This is a genomic window from Amycolatopsis thermoflava N1165 (assembly GCF_000473265.1).
In the GTDB taxonomy this organism is placed as follows: domain Bacteria; phylum Actinomycetota; class Actinomycetes; order Mycobacteriales; family Pseudonocardiaceae; genus Amycolatopsis_E; species Amycolatopsis_E thermoflava.
This window is the reverse complement of sequence record NZ_KI421511.1, coordinates 7,685,783-7,703,185: the sequence shown is the minus strand read 5'-3', so window position 1 is coordinate 7,703,185 and position 17,403 is coordinate 7,685,783. Positions and strand designations below refer to the sequence as shown.

Sequence of the window (17,403 nt, the reverse complement as noted above, 5' to 3'; positions counted from 1 at the left end):
GACCGCGACGCGGCTCCGATCGACGGAACGCCTAGAGCCCTTGCCCGGCCAGTGCTTCACCGATGATCCGCGCGCCGTCGGGGAACGCGCCCGGGTTCGGGCCGGAGTAGTTGAGCCGCAGGTACACCCCGGGCGGCTCCGCGGGAAACCATTCGCCGCCCGGGTTCACCACCACTCCGGCCGCCTCGCAGTCGCGGATCAGGCGCGCCGGATCGGTGGCGTCCGGCAGCCGCACCCACAGGTTCAGCCCGCCCTGCGGCAACCCTTCCAATCGTGCGGACGGCACGTGCTCCCGCAGCGCGCCGGCGAGCAGGTCGCGCCGCGCGGCCAGCTGGCGGCGCACCCCGCGCAGGTGCGTGCGCCACCCGGGCTGCGTGACGACGTCGAGCGCGACCGCCTGCAGCAACCCGCTCACGTACATCGACTCGCCCTGTGCGCTGGCGAGGATCCGCTCGCGGGCCGCGCCGCGCGCGATGATCCCGGCGACCCGCACCGCCGGGGACACGCTCTTCGTCAGCGACCGCAGGTACACCACGTGCCCGCGGTCGTCGCGCGCGGCGAGCGGCACCACATCCGCCGCGATCCCGAAATCGTGCGCCCAGTCGTCCTCGATCAGGAACGCGCCGTGCTCGCGGACGACGCCGAGGACCCGGTCGCCCAGCTCGGCGGGCCAGCGGGCGCCGGTCGGGTTGGCGAAATTCGGCTGCGCGTAGAACGCCCTGGCCCCGGTCCGCCGGAACGCGCGGTCCAGCTCGTCCGGGTCCGGACCGTGCGGACCGCTCGGCACGGGCACCACCCGCACCCCGGCCTGCGCGGCGGCGAGGATCGCGCCCCAGTACGTCGGCGACTCCAGCACCAGCGGCGCGCCCGCCCCGACGAGCCCGCGGAACGCCGCGCTGAGCCCGCTCTGGCTGCCCGGGAACACGACGACGTCGCCCGGCGCCGCCGGACCCAGCTCCGCGGCGAACCATGCCTGCAGCTCCGGCAACCCGGCGGCCGGCGGGCGGTTGACCGCGGAAGCGCCCCGCGCGGCACGCGCGAACGCGGCCCGCACGAGCCGCTCGGGCAGCAGTTCCCGGTCCGGGTACCCGGAGTGCAATGCGATCACGTCGTTCGGCACCGTCCGCAGCGCGGTCGACACCCGCGGCATCCGCTGCGGCGGCGATCCGAGCGCCGCCGTCTGCCACCCGTAGTCGTTCGCGCGCGCCACGCGGACCGCGCGCACGAAGGTGCCGACACCGGGCCGGCTCTCCACGATCCCCTGGGCCGCGAGGGTCCGCAGGGCCTTCTGCACGGTCACCGGGCTCGCCGCGTACTCGGCGACGAGCGCGCGGGTGGACGGCAGCTTCGCGCCCGGTTCGGCGGTCGCGATCCACTCGCGCAGCCCGGCGACGATGCGGGAGCTGCTATCGTCGGACATGAGTCAGGATAGTAGCGCTACTCTCGTCGAGCGTCGGGTGCTACCGACCGCGCGGGCCGGTCTCGGCTGGGGTCTGCTCGGGGTCACGGCGTTCTCGTTCACCGTCCCGTTCACCCGCGTCGCCGTCGGCGCCATGTCGCCGCTTTTCATCGGCGCCGGCCGGGCGGTCGTCGCCGCGCTGCTCGCCGCGGTCGCGCTCGCGTGCACCCGGCAACGGCTGCCGCGGGGCGTGCAGTGGTTCCGCCTCGCGATCGTCGCCGCGGGCGTGGTCGCCGGGTTCCCCGTGCTGACGTCGTTCGCGCTGACCACCGCCTCGGCCAGTCACAGCGCCGTCGTGATCGCGCTGCTGCCCGCCGCCACCGCGGTCATCGCCGTGCTGCGCGGGCGGGAACGGCCGGCGGCCCGCTTCTGGTCGGCGGCGGCCCTCGGCGCGGTGGCCGCGGTCGCGTTCGCGTCCCTGCAGGGCGGTTTCACCGGCCCGCGGTGGTCGGACCTGCTCCTGGTCGGGGCCGTGCTGGCCGCCGGGATCGGCTACGCGGAGGGTGGGCTGCTGGCCCGCGAACTCGGCGCGTGGCAGACGATCTCGTGGGCGCTCGTGTTGTCCGCGCCGCTGATGACCGCGCTCGCGGCCGTCGCGGCGTGGCAGCACCCGCCGACGGGCAACGCCGTGGACTGGGCCGCGTTCGCCTACCTCGGCGTGGTGAGCATGTTCCTCGGGTTCTTCGCGTGGTACCGGGGGCTCGCGATCGGCCCGATGGCGCGGGTGAGCCAGATCCAGCTGGTTCAGCCGGTGCTGACGATCTGCTGGGCGGTGCTGGTTCTCGGCGAGGCGATCACCTGGCCGACCGTGCTCGGCGGCGTCGCGGTGATCGCGTGCGCCGGGCTCGCCGTGCGGACCAGGCTGGTCAGGCGAGCGTGACCTCCTCGGGCAGCCGGTCCGGCCGCAGCCCCCGCCAGGACGGCGCCCGCAACCGCCCGTCCGACGTCCACTGCCGGAACTCCACCTCGCCCACCAGTTCCGGCTCCACCCAGTGCGCGTTGCGGGCGTACTCGCGGGGCACCGGGCTGTCGAACGGGCTCGTGCGGCGGGCCAGCGGGCGCAGGCGCGCCTGCAGGTCGTCGAGCATGCGGTCGGTGAACCCGGTGCCGACGTGCCCGGCGAAGCGCAGTCCGGTCTCGTCGTGCAGGCCGAGCAGCAGGGCGCCGAACGTGCCGGACCGCCGCCCCTCGCCGGCGGTCCAGCCCGCGATCACCACCTCCTGCGTACGGGTCAGCGGTGTCTTCACCCAGTCCGGCGATCGCACGCCGGGCTGGTAGACCGAGCCGAGCCGCTTCGACACCAAACCCTCCAGGCCGACCTCGCGCGCCGCGCTCAGCAGCTCCGCACCCTCCACGTCGGACGCGAGGAAGTGCCGCCGCACCCGCACCTCCGGCCGGTCGATGCCCAAGCCCAGCAACCGTTCCCGGCGGTCTTCGTAGGGCAGGCCGGTGCAGTCCTGCTCCCCTTCGCGCAGCAGGTCGAACGCGAAGAACACGACGGGCACCGAGGACAGCCGCGCCGGGGTGGGCGCGGCCAGGTTCATGCGTTGTTGCAGGCGACCGAAATCCGGCCTGCCGTCCTCGTCGAGCGCGACGACCTCGCCGTCGATCAGCAGTGTGCGGGGATCGTCCCCGAGCACGGTCAGCTCCGGGTAGGTGCTCGTGACGTCACGCAGCCGCCGTGAGTAGAGCCGGACCTCGCCGCCGGACACCGCGGCCTGGCACCGCACCCCGTCGTACTTCCACTCGAACGCCCAGCCCTCGCTGTCCCGCACGGGTCCGGAAACGGCCAGCATGGGGGCGACGGGCTCGGGCAGCGGCATGCCCCCGATGCTGCGCCGGATCGTGTGCCTCCGCCAGTCGGCCACACCTCTTCGTGGGGACTCTTCGAGAAGGCCCGCGGTGAAGTGGTGCGGCACTACCAGTGGATGCTGCGGGAGGACTACCTGCCCCGGATCGTGAACCCGATGATCGTCGACGACGTGTTCACCAACGGGCGCAGGTACTTCAACCCGCAGACCGCGGGTGGTCCGGCGACGATGCCGATCGAGTTCTCGGTCGCGGCGTTCCGCCTCGGGCACAGCATGGTGCGGGAAACCTGTTCCTGGAACCGGATCTTCGAAGCCGGTTCCCCGCTGGGCATCGCGACGTTGTTCCAGCTGTTCACCTTCAGCGGCACCGCCGGGATCCTGGCCACCGGCAGCAGATGGCCGAGTTCCTGGAGACCACCCCGCTGACCGGAACTGCGTGACGAGCTGGTCGCCAACACGCCGCTGTGGTTCTACGTCCTGTGTGAGGCCGAGGTGCACGAGGGGCGCCTGAACGGCGTCGGCGGGCGGATCGTCGCCGAGGTGTTCCACCGCTGCATCGAGGCGAGCCGCTACTCGATCCTGAACGAACCGGGCTGGCAGCCTGCGCTCGGCGCGCGGCAGGGCGGCTTCACGATGGCCGACCTGCTGGTCTTCGCGGCGGGCGGGAAGCCGGAGAACCGCAACCCCCTCGGCGACAAGCCCTAACCGAGCAGACCACGCTGGTGCGCCAGGGAAACTGCCTCGGCGCGGCTCCCGGCGCCCAGCTTGGCCATGACGCGCGACAGGTGCACGCTCGCGGTCTTCTCGCTGATGAACAGGCGCTCGCCGACCTGGCGGTTGGTCAGCCCGCCCGCGACCAGTTGCAGCACGGACCGCTCGCGCGGGGTCAGCACGTCGTCGGCGGTCGCGGCCGCGGCGGTCAGCCTGCCGCGCCGGGCCAGGTCCGCCACCGCGGATCGCAACGGTTCCGCGCCCAGCTCGGTCGCGGCGTCGCGCACCAGCCGGACCTGCTCGGCCGCCGCGTCCCGCTCGCCGTGCGCCAGCAGGGCCGCGGCCCACCGCCAGCGGGCGAGCAGCTGCCAGTACGGCAGGGGCGCGGCCTCCTCGACCGCGGCCGCCCACGCGGCCGGGTCGTCCGCGCCGCGCAAGCGTTTCAGCTCCGCGGCGAGCCGAGCGGTCGGCACGCGCGTGTCCGGGCTGCGTTCCTCCAGCCGGACCTGCACCGACGACACCGGCTCCCCGGCGGCGGCCAGCTCCTCGCCCTGGGCGACCAGCTCACCGGCGTCCCCGCCGCGGCGCCGGACCTCCTCGGCGAGGTCGGCCAGCGCGGACACCCCGGTGACGACCGCCCACCGCAGGTCGGCGAGGCTGGACCGGGTCAGCGCATGCAGCCGCTCGATCACGGTCCGGATCTCCGCGACGGCCCGCTCGGCGTCGCCCTGCCACTGGGCGGCCTCGGCCAGCGCGATCCCCAGCAGCACGCCCGTGCGCGCGTCGTCGCGCTGGTCGGCCAGTCGCGCCGCGAGGTCTTCGACCTCGGCGAACCGCCCCTGCGCGGCCAGGATCGGCGCGGAGTACGACCCGACCCTGGCCCGTGCGAACCGCGGCGCGCCCGGCACCTCGGCCCGGGCGAGCGCGGTTTCCCAGTCCCCGAGCACGTACAGGTCGAACAGCTCGCTCGTGCGAGCTTCGACGCCGACGTTGCTCCAGCCGAGCCCGGCCCGTTCCGCGCGCTGCCACGCCCGCGCGGCCATCCGCGCCGCACCGGGCAGGTCCCCGCTCACCAGCAGATTGCAGGTGACGTTGTGCAGCGCCCGCAGCTCCACCCGGACCGCGCCGATCTCGGCCGCGCGCTCCGCTGCGGCCAGGCCGAGGCGCGTGGACAGCTCGACGTTGCCCTGCCAGTCCTCGAACGCGGCGAGCGTGACCATCCCGTCGGCCTCGACCTCGGGCGCCCCGGCCGCACGCGCGTCGGCGATCGCCTGCTGGACGTGGCCGCGCAGCTCGTCGACGTCGACGTCCGGCACGCCCCACACCCAGGCGCGGGCGCGCAGCGCGAGGACCCGGGCGCGCACGACGCTCGCCGGGCGGTCGCGCACCAGCTCCCACGCCTCGGCGACGGCCTTGGACACCTCGCCGCGGTGCACGTCGAACGGGATCAACGCGATCGCGAGCTGGTGCCGCGTGTCGGCGGCCAGCTCGGGGTCGTCGCGCAGGTCCGCCTCGGTCACCGCCGAGCGGGCGTAGGTCACGGCGCGGTCGGCCTCGCCCGCGGTGTCCGCCATCGCGGCCGCCGAGCGCAGCAGCGCCAGCTGGTCCCGTCCGCTGATCCGCTCCGGCTCGTCCACCGCCTCCCACAGCTGCAGCGCCTGCTCGAGGTGATGCAGCGCATCGCCCGGCGCCTGCATCCCGGCCGCCTGGTCCGCGGCCCGCACCGATGCGGCGAGCGCGGTCGGCAGGTCGTGGCTGCGGAAACTGTGGTGCGCGAGCGCGGCCGCGGTGCCGTTCTCCGCGGCCAGGCGGGCGAACGCGGCGTGCAGTCGGACCCGCTCCCCGGGCAGCAGGTCGTCGTAGACCGCTTCGCGCAGCAGCGCGTGCCGGAACGCGTAGCCGTCCTCCGCGGCGACGAGGACGTTGTGCAGCACGGCCTCGCGCAACGCGGTTTCCAGGGTGTCCTCGTCCAGACCGCAGACCGTGCGCAGGCTGGCGTGCGCGACGAGCTGGGTCGCGCCGGAGACCGCGCGGGCCACGCGCTGCGCCTCGGGGCTGAGCCGTTCCACGCGCGCCAGCAGCAGCTCGGCCAGTCCGTCCGGCAGGTTCGCGCCCCGGCGCACCGCAGCGGTCAGTTCCTCGCAGAAGAACGGGTTGCCCTCGGAGCGTTCCGCGACGGTGCGCACGGTGACGTCCGGCAACGCGCCTTCGGCGAGCGCGGACACGAACGCGACCGTGTCGGCCGCGCCGAGCGGGGCCAGCTCGACCCGGGCCACCGCGGGCAGCCGCGACACCTCCGCCAGCAGCGGGCGCAGCGGATGGCGGCGGTGCAGGTCGTCGGTGCGGTAGGTGGCGACCACCAGCAGCCGCTGGGTGTCCAGCCGGGACAGCAGGAACAACACGAGGTCCCTGGTCGAGGCGTCGGCCCAGTGCAGGTCCTCCAGTGCGAGCAGCACCGGGCCGCGCGCGGCGAGCTCCACCAGCAGCGCGTGCACCGCGTCGAACAGCCGCAGCCGTTCCACCGCCTGGTCGACGGGCTCGGGCTGGGTGAGACCGGGCAGCAGGCGCCCGAGCACCGGCCACTGCTCCGCCGCCGCCCGCTGCCCGCCCAGCGCCTCGGCGAAGGGCAGGTACGGCAACCCCGCCTCGCCGACGTCGAGACAACGCCCGGACAGCACGGTCACCCCGTCGGCCCCGGCGACCAGCTCACCGAGCAGCCGTGACTTGCCGACCCCGGCGTCACCGGCCAGCAGCACAGCCCCCGCCTGGCCCGCCCTGGCCCGGTCCAGCGTGGCTCGCAGGGTGTCCAGCTCGGGTGCGCGGCCGATCAGCGGGATCGCGGTGTCGAGGCGAGGCACACCTCATGCTCCCACGGACGGTCAGCGCGGGGGCCGTTCGTCCGCGAGGGCGGCGACCGAATCGGCCAGCCCGAAGCGGTCGCGCACCCGGCACAGGAAGTCCGGCTCGTCGAGGCGGACCAGGCGTGCGCGCCGGCTCGCCGCCTGCACGGTGATCCAGTCGCCCGGCTCCAGCACGCCCCGCAGCTGCCCGTCCACGCTCACCGCGGCCTCCCCGGACTGCTCCAGCACCCGGATGCCGACCCGCTGCTGCGGCGCCAGCACGACGCTGCGGTTGAAGACCATGTGCGGCGCGACCGGCGTGAACACCAGCGCGTCCAGGCCGGGCGAGACGATCGGGCCGCCCGCGGAGAAGCTGTAGGCGGTCGATCCGGTCGAGGACGCCACGACGAACGCGTCGGTCGAGTAGACGGCGAACTGCCGCCCGTCGACGTACACCGCGAGGCTCGCCTGCCGGTCGCGGGCCAGCTTCTCCACCACGATGTCGTTGAGGCCCAGCACGTCCAGCTGGATGCCGTCGCCGTCGGACGGGGCCCGCCGCGTGTTGGGCGGTGGCAGCGCCGGGCCGCGGCCGTACCGCAGCATCGGCTCGATGCCCTTCGGGATGCTCAGCGGCCGGGACGCGCACATGGTGAGCGTCATTCGCGAGTCCTCCTGGAAGGCGCCGTCGTTGACCGCGTCCAGCGCGGCGACCACGTCCTCGGTGGCGACCTCGGTGAGGAACCCGACGCGGCCCACGTTGACGCCGAGCACCAGCGACCCGACCGGCGCCGCGACCCGCACCCCGCGCAGGAAGGTGCCGTCACCGCCGACGGTGACGATCAGGTCCGGGTTGCCCGCGCGCTCGGCCTCCTCCTTGGCGTGCCGCCGGTGGCCGTCGAAGTCGTCCCAGACGTCGATGTCGGTGCACGGGATGCCGCGGGCGGCCGCCCAGGCGCGGACCTCGCCCGCGGCGCGCCGCGCGGCCTCCTTGCCGCCGTGCACGACCAGGCCGATCCGGGAAACGGAAGCCATGTCCCTCCTCGCGACCGGAGGCACTCCACGTCGGCCTCCTCGGTACCAAGCTAGTACCGGCGGGTCAGGACGCGAGCGGCTCGGCGCCTTCGGGCACCGCAACGAGGGCGGGCTTGGGCAGTTCGGCGCAGCTCACGCGCAGTTCGGCAGGCCGCGGGGTCGCCCACGTCCCCAGCATCAGGAAGGTGACGGACTCGCCCGGCCCGAGGTCGAGCACGTCGGGCAGGCGGCGGGTGAGGGCGCGGTCGTAGCGGTCGCCGAAGTCGACGCGGACCCCGGTGGCGAGGACCGGGCCGGTGTTGGTGAGGCGGTACCACTGCTGCGGCTGGGCCTCGAGGCGGAACGCGGGCGCCGGCTCACCGACGCGGCGGGGCAGGGCCGACCGGCGGCCGAACCAGAACGCCGTCGCCACGGCCAGTATCAGCACGGCCACCTCGATCATCAGTCGCACAACCAGCTGATCGTCCGTTCGGGGCAGTGCGCTACCCGGGGTGATCGAACCGTGATGTGACAAGCACGATCATCAATGTCCCGTCCACCAGGGATTCGGGCAGCGGCCACCCGGGGTGCTTAGCGTGTGCGCGCCTTTCCTCCCGAACCCCCGAAAAGGTGACGCATGACCGACCTCTCCCCCACCCGCCGTCAGGTCCTGATCGCCGGTGGCGCCGCGCTCGGCGCCGCTGCCTTCGCCGGCTGGGGCACCGCCTCCGCCAGCCCCGTGCGCGACCCGTTCACCCTCGGCGTCGCGTCCGGCGACCCGCTGCCCGACGGCGTCGTGCTGTGGACGCGGCTCGCGCCGGAGCCGCTGGCCGCCGACGGCCTGGGCGGCATGCCGTCGAAGGCCGTGCCCGTCGAGTGGCAGGTCGCCGCGGACGAGCGGTTCCGGCACGTGGTGCGCGCGGGCGCCGAGATCGCGCGGCCGGAGTCCGCGCACACCGTGCACGCCGAGGTGTCCGGCCTGCAGCCCGGCGCCGAGTACTTCTACCGCTTCCGCGTGGGCAACGAGATCAGCCCGGTGGGCCGCACGAAGACGGCGCCGCGGCCGGGCGCGCGGCTGGACAGGTTCTCGTTCGCGTTCGCCAGCTGCCAGAACTACCCGGACGGCTTCTACACCGCGCACGCCCACCTCGCCCAGGAGGACCTGGACCTGGTGGCGTTCCTCGGCGACTACATCTACGAGGGCAACGGGCAGGGCAGCATCGGCCGCGGGCACACCCCCGCCGCGGAAACCTTCAACCTGGCCGACTACCGCGTCCGGCTGGCCCAGTACAAGGGCGACGCGGACCTGCAGGCCGCGCACGCCGCGTTCCCGTGGGCGGTCGTGTTCGACGACCACGAGGTGGAGAACAACTGGGCGGGCGACATCTCCCAGCCCGACACCGAGCCCGACCAGGACCCGGCCGTGTTCCGGCAGCGGCGGGCGCAGGCGTTCCAGGCGTACTGGGAGCACATGCCGCTGCGCCGCGCCCAGCGCCCGTCCGGGCCGGACATCCGCATCTTCCGCAGGCTCACCTTCGGCGACCTGGTGGACGTGCACCTGCTGGACACCCGCCAGTACCGCGACGACCAGGTCGCGGGCGACGCGCGGCTGGACCCGTCGCGCACGATCCTGGGCGCGCAGCAGAAGGAGTGGCTGCTGCGCAACCTGTCCGGCCCGACCGCGCGGTGGAACGTCCTGGCGCAGCAGGTGTTCTTCGCCCAGCGCGACTTCACGTCCGGCACGGCCGACTCGTTCAGCGACGACGCCTGGGACAACTACTACGTGGAGCGCAACCTGGTGCGCTCGAAGCTGGCGCAGGCGAGCAACCCGGTGGTCATCACGGGGGACGTGCACGCGAACTACGTGGCCGACGTGAAGGCCGACTTCGAGGACCCGGCGTCGGCGACGGTCGCGACGGAGCTGGTGGGAACGTCGATCTCCTCCGGCGGCGACGGGACCGACCAGAACGCCGGTGACCGCGTGCAGCTCGCGGAGAACCCGCACATCAAGTTCATCAACCGCAAGCGCGGCTACGTGCGGAACACGATCACGCGGGACTCGTGGACCGCCGACTACCGCATCGTGGACTACGTGACGCGCCCCGGCGCGCCCGTCCAGACCCGGGCGAGCTTCGTCATCGAAGCCGGCCGCGCGGGGGCGCGGCACGTGTGACCGGGGTCCCTCACCCGCCGGTCTCCCGCAGCCGGCGGGTGAGGAACTCCCGCTCTGGCGCGTTCTCCGTCCGCCGCAGGGCTTCCTCGTAGGCCCGCGCCGCTTCGTCCCGCCGGCCCAGGCGGCGCAGCAGGTCCGCCCGGACCGCGTGGAACAGGTAGTACTCGGTCAGCCGCAGGCGCTCCACGAGCGCCAGCCCGGCCGCGGGGCCGTCGACCTCCGCCACCGCGACCGCCCGGTGCAGAGCCGCCACCGGGGACGGCGCGACCGCCATGAGCTGGTCGTACAGCGCCACCACCTGCCGCCAGTCGGTCTCCGCGGCGGTCGGCGCGTCGCTGTGCACCGCGTTGATCGCGGCCTGGATCTGGTACGGCCCCGGCCGCCCCCGCCGCAGGCACCGGCGCACCAGTGCCTGCCCCTCGGCGATCAGCTCCCGGTCCCACCGGCTCCGGTCCTGGTCGGCCAGCAGCACCAGCTCCCCACCCGGACCGGTGCGGGCGGCACGGCGCGACTCGGTCAGCAGCATCAGGGCCAGCAGCCCGAGCACCTCCGGCTCGTCCGGCATCAGCCCGGCCAGCACCCGCGTCAGCCGGATCGCCTCGGCGCACAGGCCTTCGCGCCGGGCCGTGTAGCCCTCGTTGAACACCAGGTACAGCACCGCGAGCACGGCCCGCAGCCGGTCCGGCAGGTCCGCCTCGTCCGGCACCCGGTACGGGATGCGGGCGGCGCGGATCTTGCCCTTCGCGCGCACGATCCGCTGAGCCATCGTCTTCTCCGGCACCAGGAACGCCCGCGCGATCTCGGCGGTCGTCAGTCCGCCGAGCAACCGCAGGGTGAGCGCCACCCGCGCGGCCGGGGCCAGCGCCGGGTGGCAGCACGTGAAGATCAGCCGGAGCCGTTCGTCGGGCACGGCACCCTCCTCCACCGGCTCGTCGCGGGCGTGCAGCAGGGCCGCGCGGGCCTGCCGGTCGTCGCGGATCGCCTCGCGCCGCAACCGGTCCACGGCGCGGTTGCGGGCGGTCGTGATGATCCAGCCCGCCGGGCTCGGCGGGATCCCGTCCTCGGGCCACCGCCGCACAGCCGTGGTGAACGCGTCCTGGACCGCCTCCTCGGCGATGTCGATGTCGCCGAAAACGCGGACCAGGACGGCCACCGCGCGCCCGTACTCCTCCCGGAAGACGCGGGCGATCTCCTCGGTCAACCGAGGGACTCCTCCACGAACGGCCGGACCTCGATGGGCAGCCCGACCGCCCGCGCGGCCTTGCGCCCCCACACCAGGGCCTCGTCCAGGTCGGCGGCCCGGATGAGGGTGAACCCGCCGACATGCTCCTTGCCCTCCAGGTAGGGCCCGTCGGTGATGAGCACGTCGTCGCCCTGCGCGCGGAGGACGGTCGAGGTGCTCGGCGGGTGCAGCCCGCCGCTGAACACCCACGCGCCCGCGGCCCGCAGCTCCTCCTCGAACGCCGCCACGTTCTTCATGATCGGCTCGAGGACCTCCGGCGCGGGCGGCTCGCCGTCGGGCTGGTAGATCGTGAGCAAGTAGTGGGTCATGGTCCCTCCTCGGGTCGGTTTCCACCCTCTACACGAACGGCGCCCCCGCGGATCGACACCACACCGGAAAATACTTTGACGGGCGCCCGTTCGCGGACGACAGTGGAGTGCACCGAAACTCCACGCGATGCCCGCCCGATCCGCCGCGCCCGGCTCCACACCGCGCGCGCCGGTCCGGTCGCCGAGGCGCGCGTGCGCGGGCCCGCTATCGCACGGGCCGCCCCCGGCCGGCGCGGACCGAAGCCGCGCCGGCCGGGGAGACCAACGGCGCCACCGCTGTCAGCGTCCGGGGCGCACCAACCTGCTGTCGATCGCGTTGTGCGCGGACACCGGCGCACTGCACGGGTCTCTGACGACCCGGCTCGCGCTGCCCGCCATCACGCACCTGGAGACCGCGCCGATCCTGCGAACAGCGCGTCGCCGGTCTCGACGTCGAAGAACAACGCGCCGCGCCCACGGAGTTCGTCGACCCGCCGCACGACCGTGCCGCCCGAGGTCAGCCGCACCCAGGCGTGTCGTCGCGCTGCTGATCACCGGTGGGCGGCTCGGCGACCTCGCCAGGCGCCGCCGGGTGTTCCCGGCTCGGTGTGACGGCGTTCCTGCTCACCTCGCTGGCGTGCGCTCGCGCGCCGGACGCCGGCGCGTTGATCGTGTTCCGCGCCGCTCAGGGCGCGTCCGCGGCGGTGATCATCCCGCAGACCATCGGGCTGATCCGCGCGATGTTCACCGGCCCGGCGCTGTCCCGCGCGCTCGGCGCGATCGGCCCGGTCATGGGGCTCGCGGCGGTGTGCGGGCCGGTGCTCGGCGGCGTGCTCACCGCGGCCTGGACGTCGCGGTCGGTTTCCTGGTGAACGTGCCGCTGTCGGTGATCGTGCTGCTGCTCACCCGTGGCCTGCCGGAGGACCGCGTGCCCAGCCGCCCGCGCCTGGACCTGCCGGGCACGGTGCTCACGGTCCTCGGCCTCGGGCTGCTCGTCCAGCCGGCTGACGCAACTGTCCACTCCGGACTACCGGCTCCTCGCGGCCGGCGCGGTCGTGCTCGTCGTCCTCGTGCTGCACCAGCGCCGCAGCCGTGCTCACTCGTCAAACGGTCCCTGGTCGCCGGACGACGGTTCCCGGCCGCGCTGGTCACCTCGGCGCTGTTCGTCACCGCCACCTCGGGCCTGCCCCTGGTCGTGGCCCTGCACGAGCAGCTGGACGCCGGCGTGCCTGGTGAGCGACCACGCCGTTGTCCTCGGCACACTGGCGGTGATCGGAATCGGCGCCGGGTTGTTCAGCCCGGCGTTCTTCACCGCGGCGCTGCCCGCGGTGCGCCGGCGGAGATCGGTTCCGCCGCGGGATTGCTCAACGCGGTGCAGCACTCGGCGCGACGCTCGGTGTCGCGCTGCTCGGCGGCGTGTTCTTCGACGGCGGCGCGCCTGCCGCGTACCGGATCGCGATCGCATTGGCGATCGGCGCCGCGGCCGGTGCCGCGGTGATGGCGGGAAATCGGCGCTCTCGGTTTTCCGGTGATGCGGGTTATCGTGTTTCGTGACCATTCCGCGATTCCCGCCGCGGACTTTGCGGTGGCAGGTGATCCTGCTCGTGAGCGGGTTGCTCCTGCTGCTCACCACCACCGCGATCGTCACCACCGCGGCCCGCGTCCACGTGACCGACGTCGGTTCGCGGGTGCGGGACACGCTGCGCCCGGCGCAGGTCGCGGTCGCGGCGCTCGGCAAGGGTTACGTGGACATGGAAACGGGCGAGCGCGGTTTTCTGCTGACGCGCGATCCGCAATTCCTGCAACCCTACGAAACGGGGCACGCGGCGGTCGCCGGCGCGGAGGGCGACCTCAGGCGGCTGATGGCCGGTGACGCGGAATCGATCGCTCTCCTCGACGAAGTCAGCGCGGTGGGCGCCGAGTGGCGCACCCAGGTGGCCGAGCCGTCGATCGCGCAGGTCCGCGCGGACGGCACCGTCGCGGACGGCCGGCTGGGCAAGGCCTTGTCCGACACCCTGCGCGCACGTCTGGCCGCACTGGGGAACCACCTCGACCAGCTCATCGCGGCCCGGCTGGAATCGTCGCGCCGCGCGAACGCCACCGCGAACCTGACCACCGGGCTGTGCGTGGCGCTGGCGCTCGTGCTGGGAATCGCGAGCGTGGTCATCCTGCGCCGCTCGCTGGTCACGCCGCTGAACCGGCTGGTGGCGCAGGTGCGCGAGGTGGCCGCCGGCGACCTGCACCGCGAGGTCGAGGCCGCCGGGCCGGAGGAGGTGGTGCGGCTCGGCGAAGCGGTCGAGGCGATGCGGGTGCGGATCCTGTCGGAGGCCGAACAGGTGGCGGCGTCGGCGAACCGGATCGCCCGGCTGGAGGAGACCGACCGGATCGCCCGCACGCTCGGCGACACGGCGATCCGCCGGCTCTACGGCATCACGCTGGACCTGCAGTCCGCGGCCGCCCGGTTCCCCCGGTCCGGCCCGGTGATGGCCACCGCGATCAGCGGCATCGACCGCACGATCTCGGCGCTGCGGAGCTCCGTCTACGGCACGGCAGCGACGCGGACCCGCCCGGCGCTGCGCGCGCAGGTCAGCGACGTGGTCGGGGAGCTGGAGACGACCCACGGGCGCGCGCCGGGGCTCGTCCTGACCGGCGACCTCGACATCGAACCGCCGGAGGAGGTCACCGCAGAGGTCACCCAGGTGCTGCGGGACATCCTGCGCGCCACCGCGGTGCCGGGCGGCGGCGCGGAGGAGGTCGAGCTGGCGCTGTCCGGCGAGGAGATCCGGCTGCGCGTGCGGTGCGCGGTGCCGGACGAGCAGGTGGCCGGGGTGGAACTGGCGCTGGCGGAGGCGTCCGGGGACGCGGTCGTGTGCCGCGAGCCGGGCCGGGTCACGGTCGAGTGGCGGCGTCCGTTGTGACCACCGGGTAGGCCGGTTCGCTCATCTCCGCCAGCGCGGTCTCGCGGCCCTCCGGCGTGAGGTGGTCGATGTAGAGGCGGCCGTCGAGGTGGTCGGTCTCGTGCTGGAAACAGCGGGCGAGCAGGTCGCGGCCAGGCACGGCGACGGGGTTGCCCGCGAGGTCGAAGCCGCGGACGGTGACCTGGGCGGGGCGTTCGACGACGGCCCTGGCGCCGGGCACGGACAGGCAGCCTTCGGGGTGGGCGCCGGTCTCGTCGCCGGCGACTTCGATGACGGGGTTCACGACGTGGCCGGCGTGCCACAGCTCGCCGTCGCTGCGTGCGTAGCTCTCCGGGCACAGGTAGACGAACACGCGCAGCGGGACGCCGATCTGGTTGGCCGCGAGGCCGACGCCGCTGGCGGTGCGCATGCTGACGAACATGTCGGACACCAGCTGGGCCAGGTCGTCGCCGAACTCGGTGACGTCGGCGCACGGCTGGTGCAGCACCGGGTTGCCGACGACGGTGATGGGCCGGGACTCGCCCCGGGCGTAGTGGTGGGCCAGGTCGCCGCCGGTGGTGACGTCGTGGTGGACCTCGATCTCGGACATGGGACGAGTAAACCAACCGGGTGCGGGTATGACGGCGAGTGCCCAGTTCGAGTGCATCTGAAGGCAGGCAGAGATGACGAAGGCTCGCGAAATCATGACGCCGGAACCGGAGTGCGTGCGGACCAGCGACACCGTGCTCGACGCCGCGAAGCGGATGGCGGAGCTGCAGGTGGGGGCGATGCCCATCTGCGGTGAGGACAACCGGCTCAAGGGCATGCTGACCGATCGGGACATCGTGGTGAAGGTGCTGGCGGAGGGCAAGGACCCGCGCGCCGTGAACGCCGGGGAGCTCGCGCAGGGCGAGGCGGTCACGATCGGCGCCGACGACGATGCGGAGGAAATCCTGCGCACAATGTCGCAACACCAGGTCCGGCGGCTCCCGGTGATCGACGGCCACGACCTGGTGGGGATCGTCGCGCAGGCGGACGTGGCGAGGTCGCTGGACGAACCCAAGATCGGTGACCTGTTGCAGGCACTTTCGGCCGATTGATGCCGGTTCGATCGGGTTTGTGCAGGTTCCTCGGCTTTTTGTAGGTTCGTCGTTCCCGCCCGGAGGGGCGTTCAACGCTTGGTTCGTGTTGGCGCCCGCTCCGGGCTTTGCGCTGTGCCGGTGAGGCCCGCGCTCGGCCTTTGTGCCGTGTCGGTGAGGCCCGCGCCTAGCTTTGTGCCGTGTCGGCGAGGCCCACTCCCGGCTTCCCCGCCCCGTGATTGAGGCCCGCTGAGGCCCGCTCGCGGCTATACGCTGCGTCCCTGAAGCCCACTGGAGCCCGCTCGCGGCTATGCCTTGCGTCGCTGAAGCCCGGCGAGACCCGAGCGGCAATGCGCTGCGTCGCTGAGGCCCGCTCCCGGCTTCTGCGCCTCGTCGTTGGCGCCCGCTCCCCGCGTTGCGCCGCCCTGCGTTCCAGCCGATCTGCCCCGCGCGCAGGTATACCTGTTGCTCCAGTCAGGTGATTCGACCAATTCGACCCGATAGGGTGGCGATTTTCCGCCCAGCACAGGTTTTTGTCGGTCCCCGTCCCTAACGTGGCCGACATGAACCCGACAACCCACCACAGTCCCAAGTGGACGGTCCGCATCCGCGCCGCCCTGCTGGGCGCCGTGCGCGCCCTGGCCAGGTCAGTCCGCGTCCTCCAGCCGGAACCCGACCTTCAGCCCGACCTGGAAGTGCCCGATCGCGCCGTTCTCGATGTGCCCCCGTATTTCGGTCACCTCGAACCAGTCCAACCCCCGCAACGTCTGCGAAGCACGCTCGATACCCCCACGAATGGCGGCCTCCAAACTCTCACTGGACGAGCCGACGATCTCGGTGACGCGATAGGTGTGCCCGGCCATGTCAGGCCTCCTTGCCCTAGGCGAATCCCGGCCCCGGCATTGTCACCCGCCACGCCCGCCACCGCATCCCACTCCCGATCTCGCGCACCCACCCCCACCTGCGTGCCGTCCACCCACCCCACCTTCGGGCGAACACCACCCTCAACATCGCCACATCCCCTCACGATCTCGCGCACCCACGCCCCCGCCCCACCGATCCGCCTTCCCCACGGGCCAACCCTCAACCCCCCACCCTCGGGCGAACACCAACCCCAACATCACCACCACACACACCGCCACCCCCTCACGATCCCGCCCAGCCACCCGCCCATCCCGCCCCCGCGCAGGGCACCTCCAAGTGCCGACCTCGGGGACCGCCGCCGATCCCAGGGGCGCATGCCAGGATCGGGGGCATGACACCAGAGGAGCTGTTGACCACCACCCGCAGCGTGCGCAAGCGGCTGGACCTGTCGCGTCCCGTGCCGCGCGAGCTCATCGAGCGTGCGATCACCCTCGCGCTGCAGGCGCCGACCGGGTCGAACCGGCAGGACTGGCACTGGGTCGTGGTCACCGACGCCGGCAAGCGCGCCAAGCTGGCCGAGCTGTACGCGAAGTCCTACAAGGCCTACCGCGACCAGGGCCCCGCGCCGGAGGAGCGCTACCCGGGCGACACGGACCGCGCCGCCACCCAGCACCGGGTGATGAACAGCGCCGACTACCTGGCCGAGCACATGGCCGAGGTGCCGGTGCTGCTCGTCCCGGCGATCCACGTGCCGGGTGGCAAGCTGCCCGAGGGCAACCAGGCCGGCTTGTGGGGCTCGATCCTGCCCGCGGTCTGGAGCTATATGCTCGCCGCGCGCACCCTCGGGCTCGGCACCGCTTGGACGTCGCTGCACCTGGTCTACGAGAAGGAGGCCGCTGAACTGCTGGGCATCCCGGACCACGTCCGGCAGGCGGCGCTGATCCCGACGGCGTTCTACACCGGCGAGACGTTCAAGCCGGCGAAGCGCCAGCCGCTGTCCGAGGTCCTGCACTACGACCAGTGGTGAT

The 17,403-nt window shown here is 73.5% G+C and carries 20 protein-coding genes; 9 read left to right on the top strand and 11 right to left on the bottom strand.

Annotated features, from left to right (window positions below; all coding sequences use genetic code 11):
* Positions 1 to 31: 31 nt before the first annotated feature.
* Positions 32 to 1,420, bottom strand: coding sequence for an aminotransferase-like domain-containing protein (locus AMYTH_RS0138350; protein WP_027934670.1), 1,389 nt, complete (start codon positions 1,418 to 1,420; stop codon positions 32 to 34).
* Between AMYTH_RS0138350 and AMYTH_RS0138345 the strand changes: the two genes are divergently transcribed.
* The gene (locus AMYTH_RS0138345) at positions 1,419 to 2,339 is read left to right on the top strand and encodes a DMT family transporter (RefSeq protein WP_051362943.1); all 921 of its coding nucleotides are present in this window, start codon (positions 1,419 to 1,421) and stop codon (positions 2,337 to 2,339) included. The genes AMYTH_RS0138350 and AMYTH_RS0138345 overlap by 2 nt on opposite strands.
* On the opposite strand, the gene ligD is transcribed toward AMYTH_RS0138345, so the two are convergent.
* Entirely contained in the window at positions 2,326 to 3,282 is a 957-nt protein-coding gene (gene ligD / locus AMYTH_RS0138340; RefSeq protein WP_209440813.1) for a non-homologous end-joining DNA ligase, read from the bottom strand. The genes AMYTH_RS0138345 and ligD overlap by 14 nt on opposite strands.
* Before the next feature lie 24 nt (positions 3,283 to 3,306).
* Here ligD and AMYTH_RS50670 point away from each other — a divergent pair, with 24 nt between their 5' ends.
* Together AMYTH_RS50670 and AMYTH_RS50665 are read left to right on the top strand one after the other, a co-directional pair.
* On the top strand, positions 3,307 to 3,696 hold the full coding sequence (locus AMYTH_RS50670; RefSeq protein WP_228685139.1) for a peroxidase family protein: 390 nt from the start codon (positions 3,307 to 3,309) through the stop codon (positions 3,694 to 3,696).
* A gap of 66 nt (positions 3,697 to 3,762) precedes the next feature.
* Entirely contained in the window at positions 3,763 to 3,975 is a 213-nt protein-coding gene (locus tag AMYTH_RS50665) for a hypothetical protein (RefSeq protein ID WP_027934666.1), read from the top strand.
* Here AMYTH_RS50665 and AMYTH_RS0138325 read toward each other — a convergent pair.
* From AMYTH_RS0138325 to AMYTH_RS0138315, 3 genes are all read right to left on the bottom strand, one after another.
* A complete protein-coding gene (locus AMYTH_RS0138325) occupies positions 3,972 to 6,839 on the bottom strand; it encodes a helix-turn-helix transcriptional regulator (protein ID WP_027934665.1) in 2,868 nt (955 codons plus the stop codon). The two genes, AMYTH_RS50665 and AMYTH_RS0138325, sit on opposite strands and share 4 nt — an antisense overlap.
* Before the next feature lie 21 nt (positions 6,840 to 6,860).
* Positions 6,861 to 7,853, bottom strand: a complete 993-nt coding sequence (locus tag AMYTH_RS0138320; RefSeq protein ID WP_027934664.1) for an NAD(+)/NADH kinase — start codon at positions 7,851 to 7,853, stop codon at positions 6,861 to 6,863.
* 64 nt (positions 7,854 to 7,917) lie between these two features.
* Positions 7,918 to 8,295, bottom strand: coding sequence for a hypothetical protein (locus AMYTH_RS0138315; protein WP_027934663.1), 378 nt, complete (start codon positions 8,293 to 8,295; stop codon positions 7,918 to 7,920).
* Positions 8,296 to 8,469: 174 nt separating this feature from the next.
* Between AMYTH_RS0138315 and AMYTH_RS0138310 the strand changes: the two genes are divergently transcribed.
* Positions 8,470 to 10,005 carry an alkaline phosphatase D family protein gene (locus AMYTH_RS0138310; protein ID WP_027934662.1) on the top strand — a complete coding sequence of 512 codons (1,536 nt, stop codon included), beginning with the start codon at positions 8,470 to 8,472 and terminating at the stop codon, positions 10,003 to 10,005.
* A 10-nt stretch (positions 10,006 to 10,015) separates the two neighbouring features.
* Here AMYTH_RS0138310 and AMYTH_RS0138305 read toward each other — a convergent pair whose 3' ends face one another.
* The 3 genes from AMYTH_RS0138305 to AMYTH_RS50995 all read right to left on the bottom strand — a co-directional run bounded on the left by AMYTH_RS0138305 (position 10,016) and on the right by AMYTH_RS50995 (position 12,062).
* On the bottom strand, positions 10,016 to 11,206 hold the full coding sequence (locus tag AMYTH_RS0138305; RefSeq protein ID WP_027934661.1) for an RNA polymerase sigma factor: 1,191 nt from the start codon (positions 11,204 to 11,206) through the stop codon (positions 10,016 to 10,018).
* On the bottom strand, positions 11,203 to 11,556 hold the full coding sequence (locus tag AMYTH_RS0138300; protein WP_027934660.1) for a YciI family protein: 354 nt from the start codon (positions 11,554 to 11,556) through the stop codon (positions 11,203 to 11,205). The genes AMYTH_RS0138305 and AMYTH_RS0138300 overlap by 4 nt, the downstream gene beginning before the upstream one ends.
* Before the next feature lie 377 nt (positions 11,557 to 11,933).
* Entirely contained in the window at positions 11,934 to 12,062 is a 129-nt protein-coding gene (locus AMYTH_RS50995; protein ID WP_267283915.1) for a hypothetical protein, read from the bottom strand.
* A gap of 81 nt (positions 12,063 to 12,143) precedes the next feature.
* Between AMYTH_RS50995 and AMYTH_RS50660 the strand changes: the two genes are divergently transcribed.
* Entirely contained in the window at positions 12,144 to 12,407 is a 264-nt protein-coding gene (locus AMYTH_RS50660) for an MFS transporter (RefSeq protein WP_267283914.1), read from the top strand.
* 224 nt (positions 12,408 to 12,631) lie between these two features.
* On the opposite strand, the gene AMYTH_RS50655 is transcribed toward AMYTH_RS50660, so the two are convergent.
* On the bottom strand, positions 12,632 to 12,916 hold the full coding sequence (locus AMYTH_RS50655; RefSeq protein WP_027934658.1) for a hypothetical protein: 285 nt from the start codon (positions 12,914 to 12,916) through the stop codon (positions 12,632 to 12,634).
* 35 nt (positions 12,917 to 12,951) lie between these two features.
* Between AMYTH_RS50655 and AMYTH_RS50650 the strand changes: the two genes are divergently transcribed.
* Together AMYTH_RS50650 and AMYTH_RS0138280 are read left to right on the top strand one after the other, a co-directional pair.
* Complete coding sequence (locus tag AMYTH_RS50650; RefSeq protein ID WP_228685137.1) at positions 12,952 to 13,089, top strand: hypothetical protein; 138 nt, start codon at positions 12,952 to 12,954, stop codon at positions 13,087 to 13,089.
* A complete protein-coding gene (locus tag AMYTH_RS0138280; protein ID WP_228685135.1) occupies positions 13,086 to 14,453 on the top strand; it encodes a CHASE3 domain-containing protein in 1,368 nt (455 codons plus the stop codon). Before AMYTH_RS50650 ends, AMYTH_RS0138280 begins: the two co-directional genes overlap by 4 nt.
* On the opposite strand, the gene def is transcribed toward AMYTH_RS0138280, so the two are convergent.
* On the bottom strand, positions 14,425 to 15,042 hold the full coding sequence (def, locus tag AMYTH_RS0138275) for a peptide deformylase (protein ID WP_027934656.1): 618 nt from the start codon (positions 15,040 to 15,042) through the stop codon (positions 14,425 to 14,427). The two genes, AMYTH_RS0138280 and def, sit on opposite strands and share 29 nt — an antisense overlap.
* 73 nt (positions 15,043 to 15,115) lie before the next feature.
* Between def and AMYTH_RS0138270 the strand changes: the two genes are divergently transcribed.
* On the top strand, positions 15,116 to 15,532 hold the full coding sequence (locus AMYTH_RS0138270) for a CBS domain-containing protein (protein WP_027934655.1): 417 nt from the start codon (positions 15,116 to 15,118) through the stop codon (positions 15,530 to 15,532).
* 626 nt (positions 15,533 to 16,158) lie between these two features.
* Here the strand turns inward: AMYTH_RS0138270 and AMYTH_RS0138265 are convergent.
* On the bottom strand, positions 16,159 to 16,374 hold the full coding sequence (locus AMYTH_RS0138265) for a dodecin (RefSeq protein ID WP_027934654.1): 216 nt from the start codon (positions 16,372 to 16,374) through the stop codon (positions 16,159 to 16,161).
* Between the two features lie 392 nt (positions 16,375 to 16,766).
* Between AMYTH_RS0138265 and AMYTH_RS0138260 the strand changes: the two genes are divergently transcribed.
* A complete protein-coding gene (locus tag AMYTH_RS0138260) occupies positions 16,767 to 17,402 on the top strand; it encodes a nitroreductase family protein (protein WP_027934653.1) in 636 nt (211 codons plus the stop codon).
* Position 17,403 lies beyond the last annotated feature (1 nt).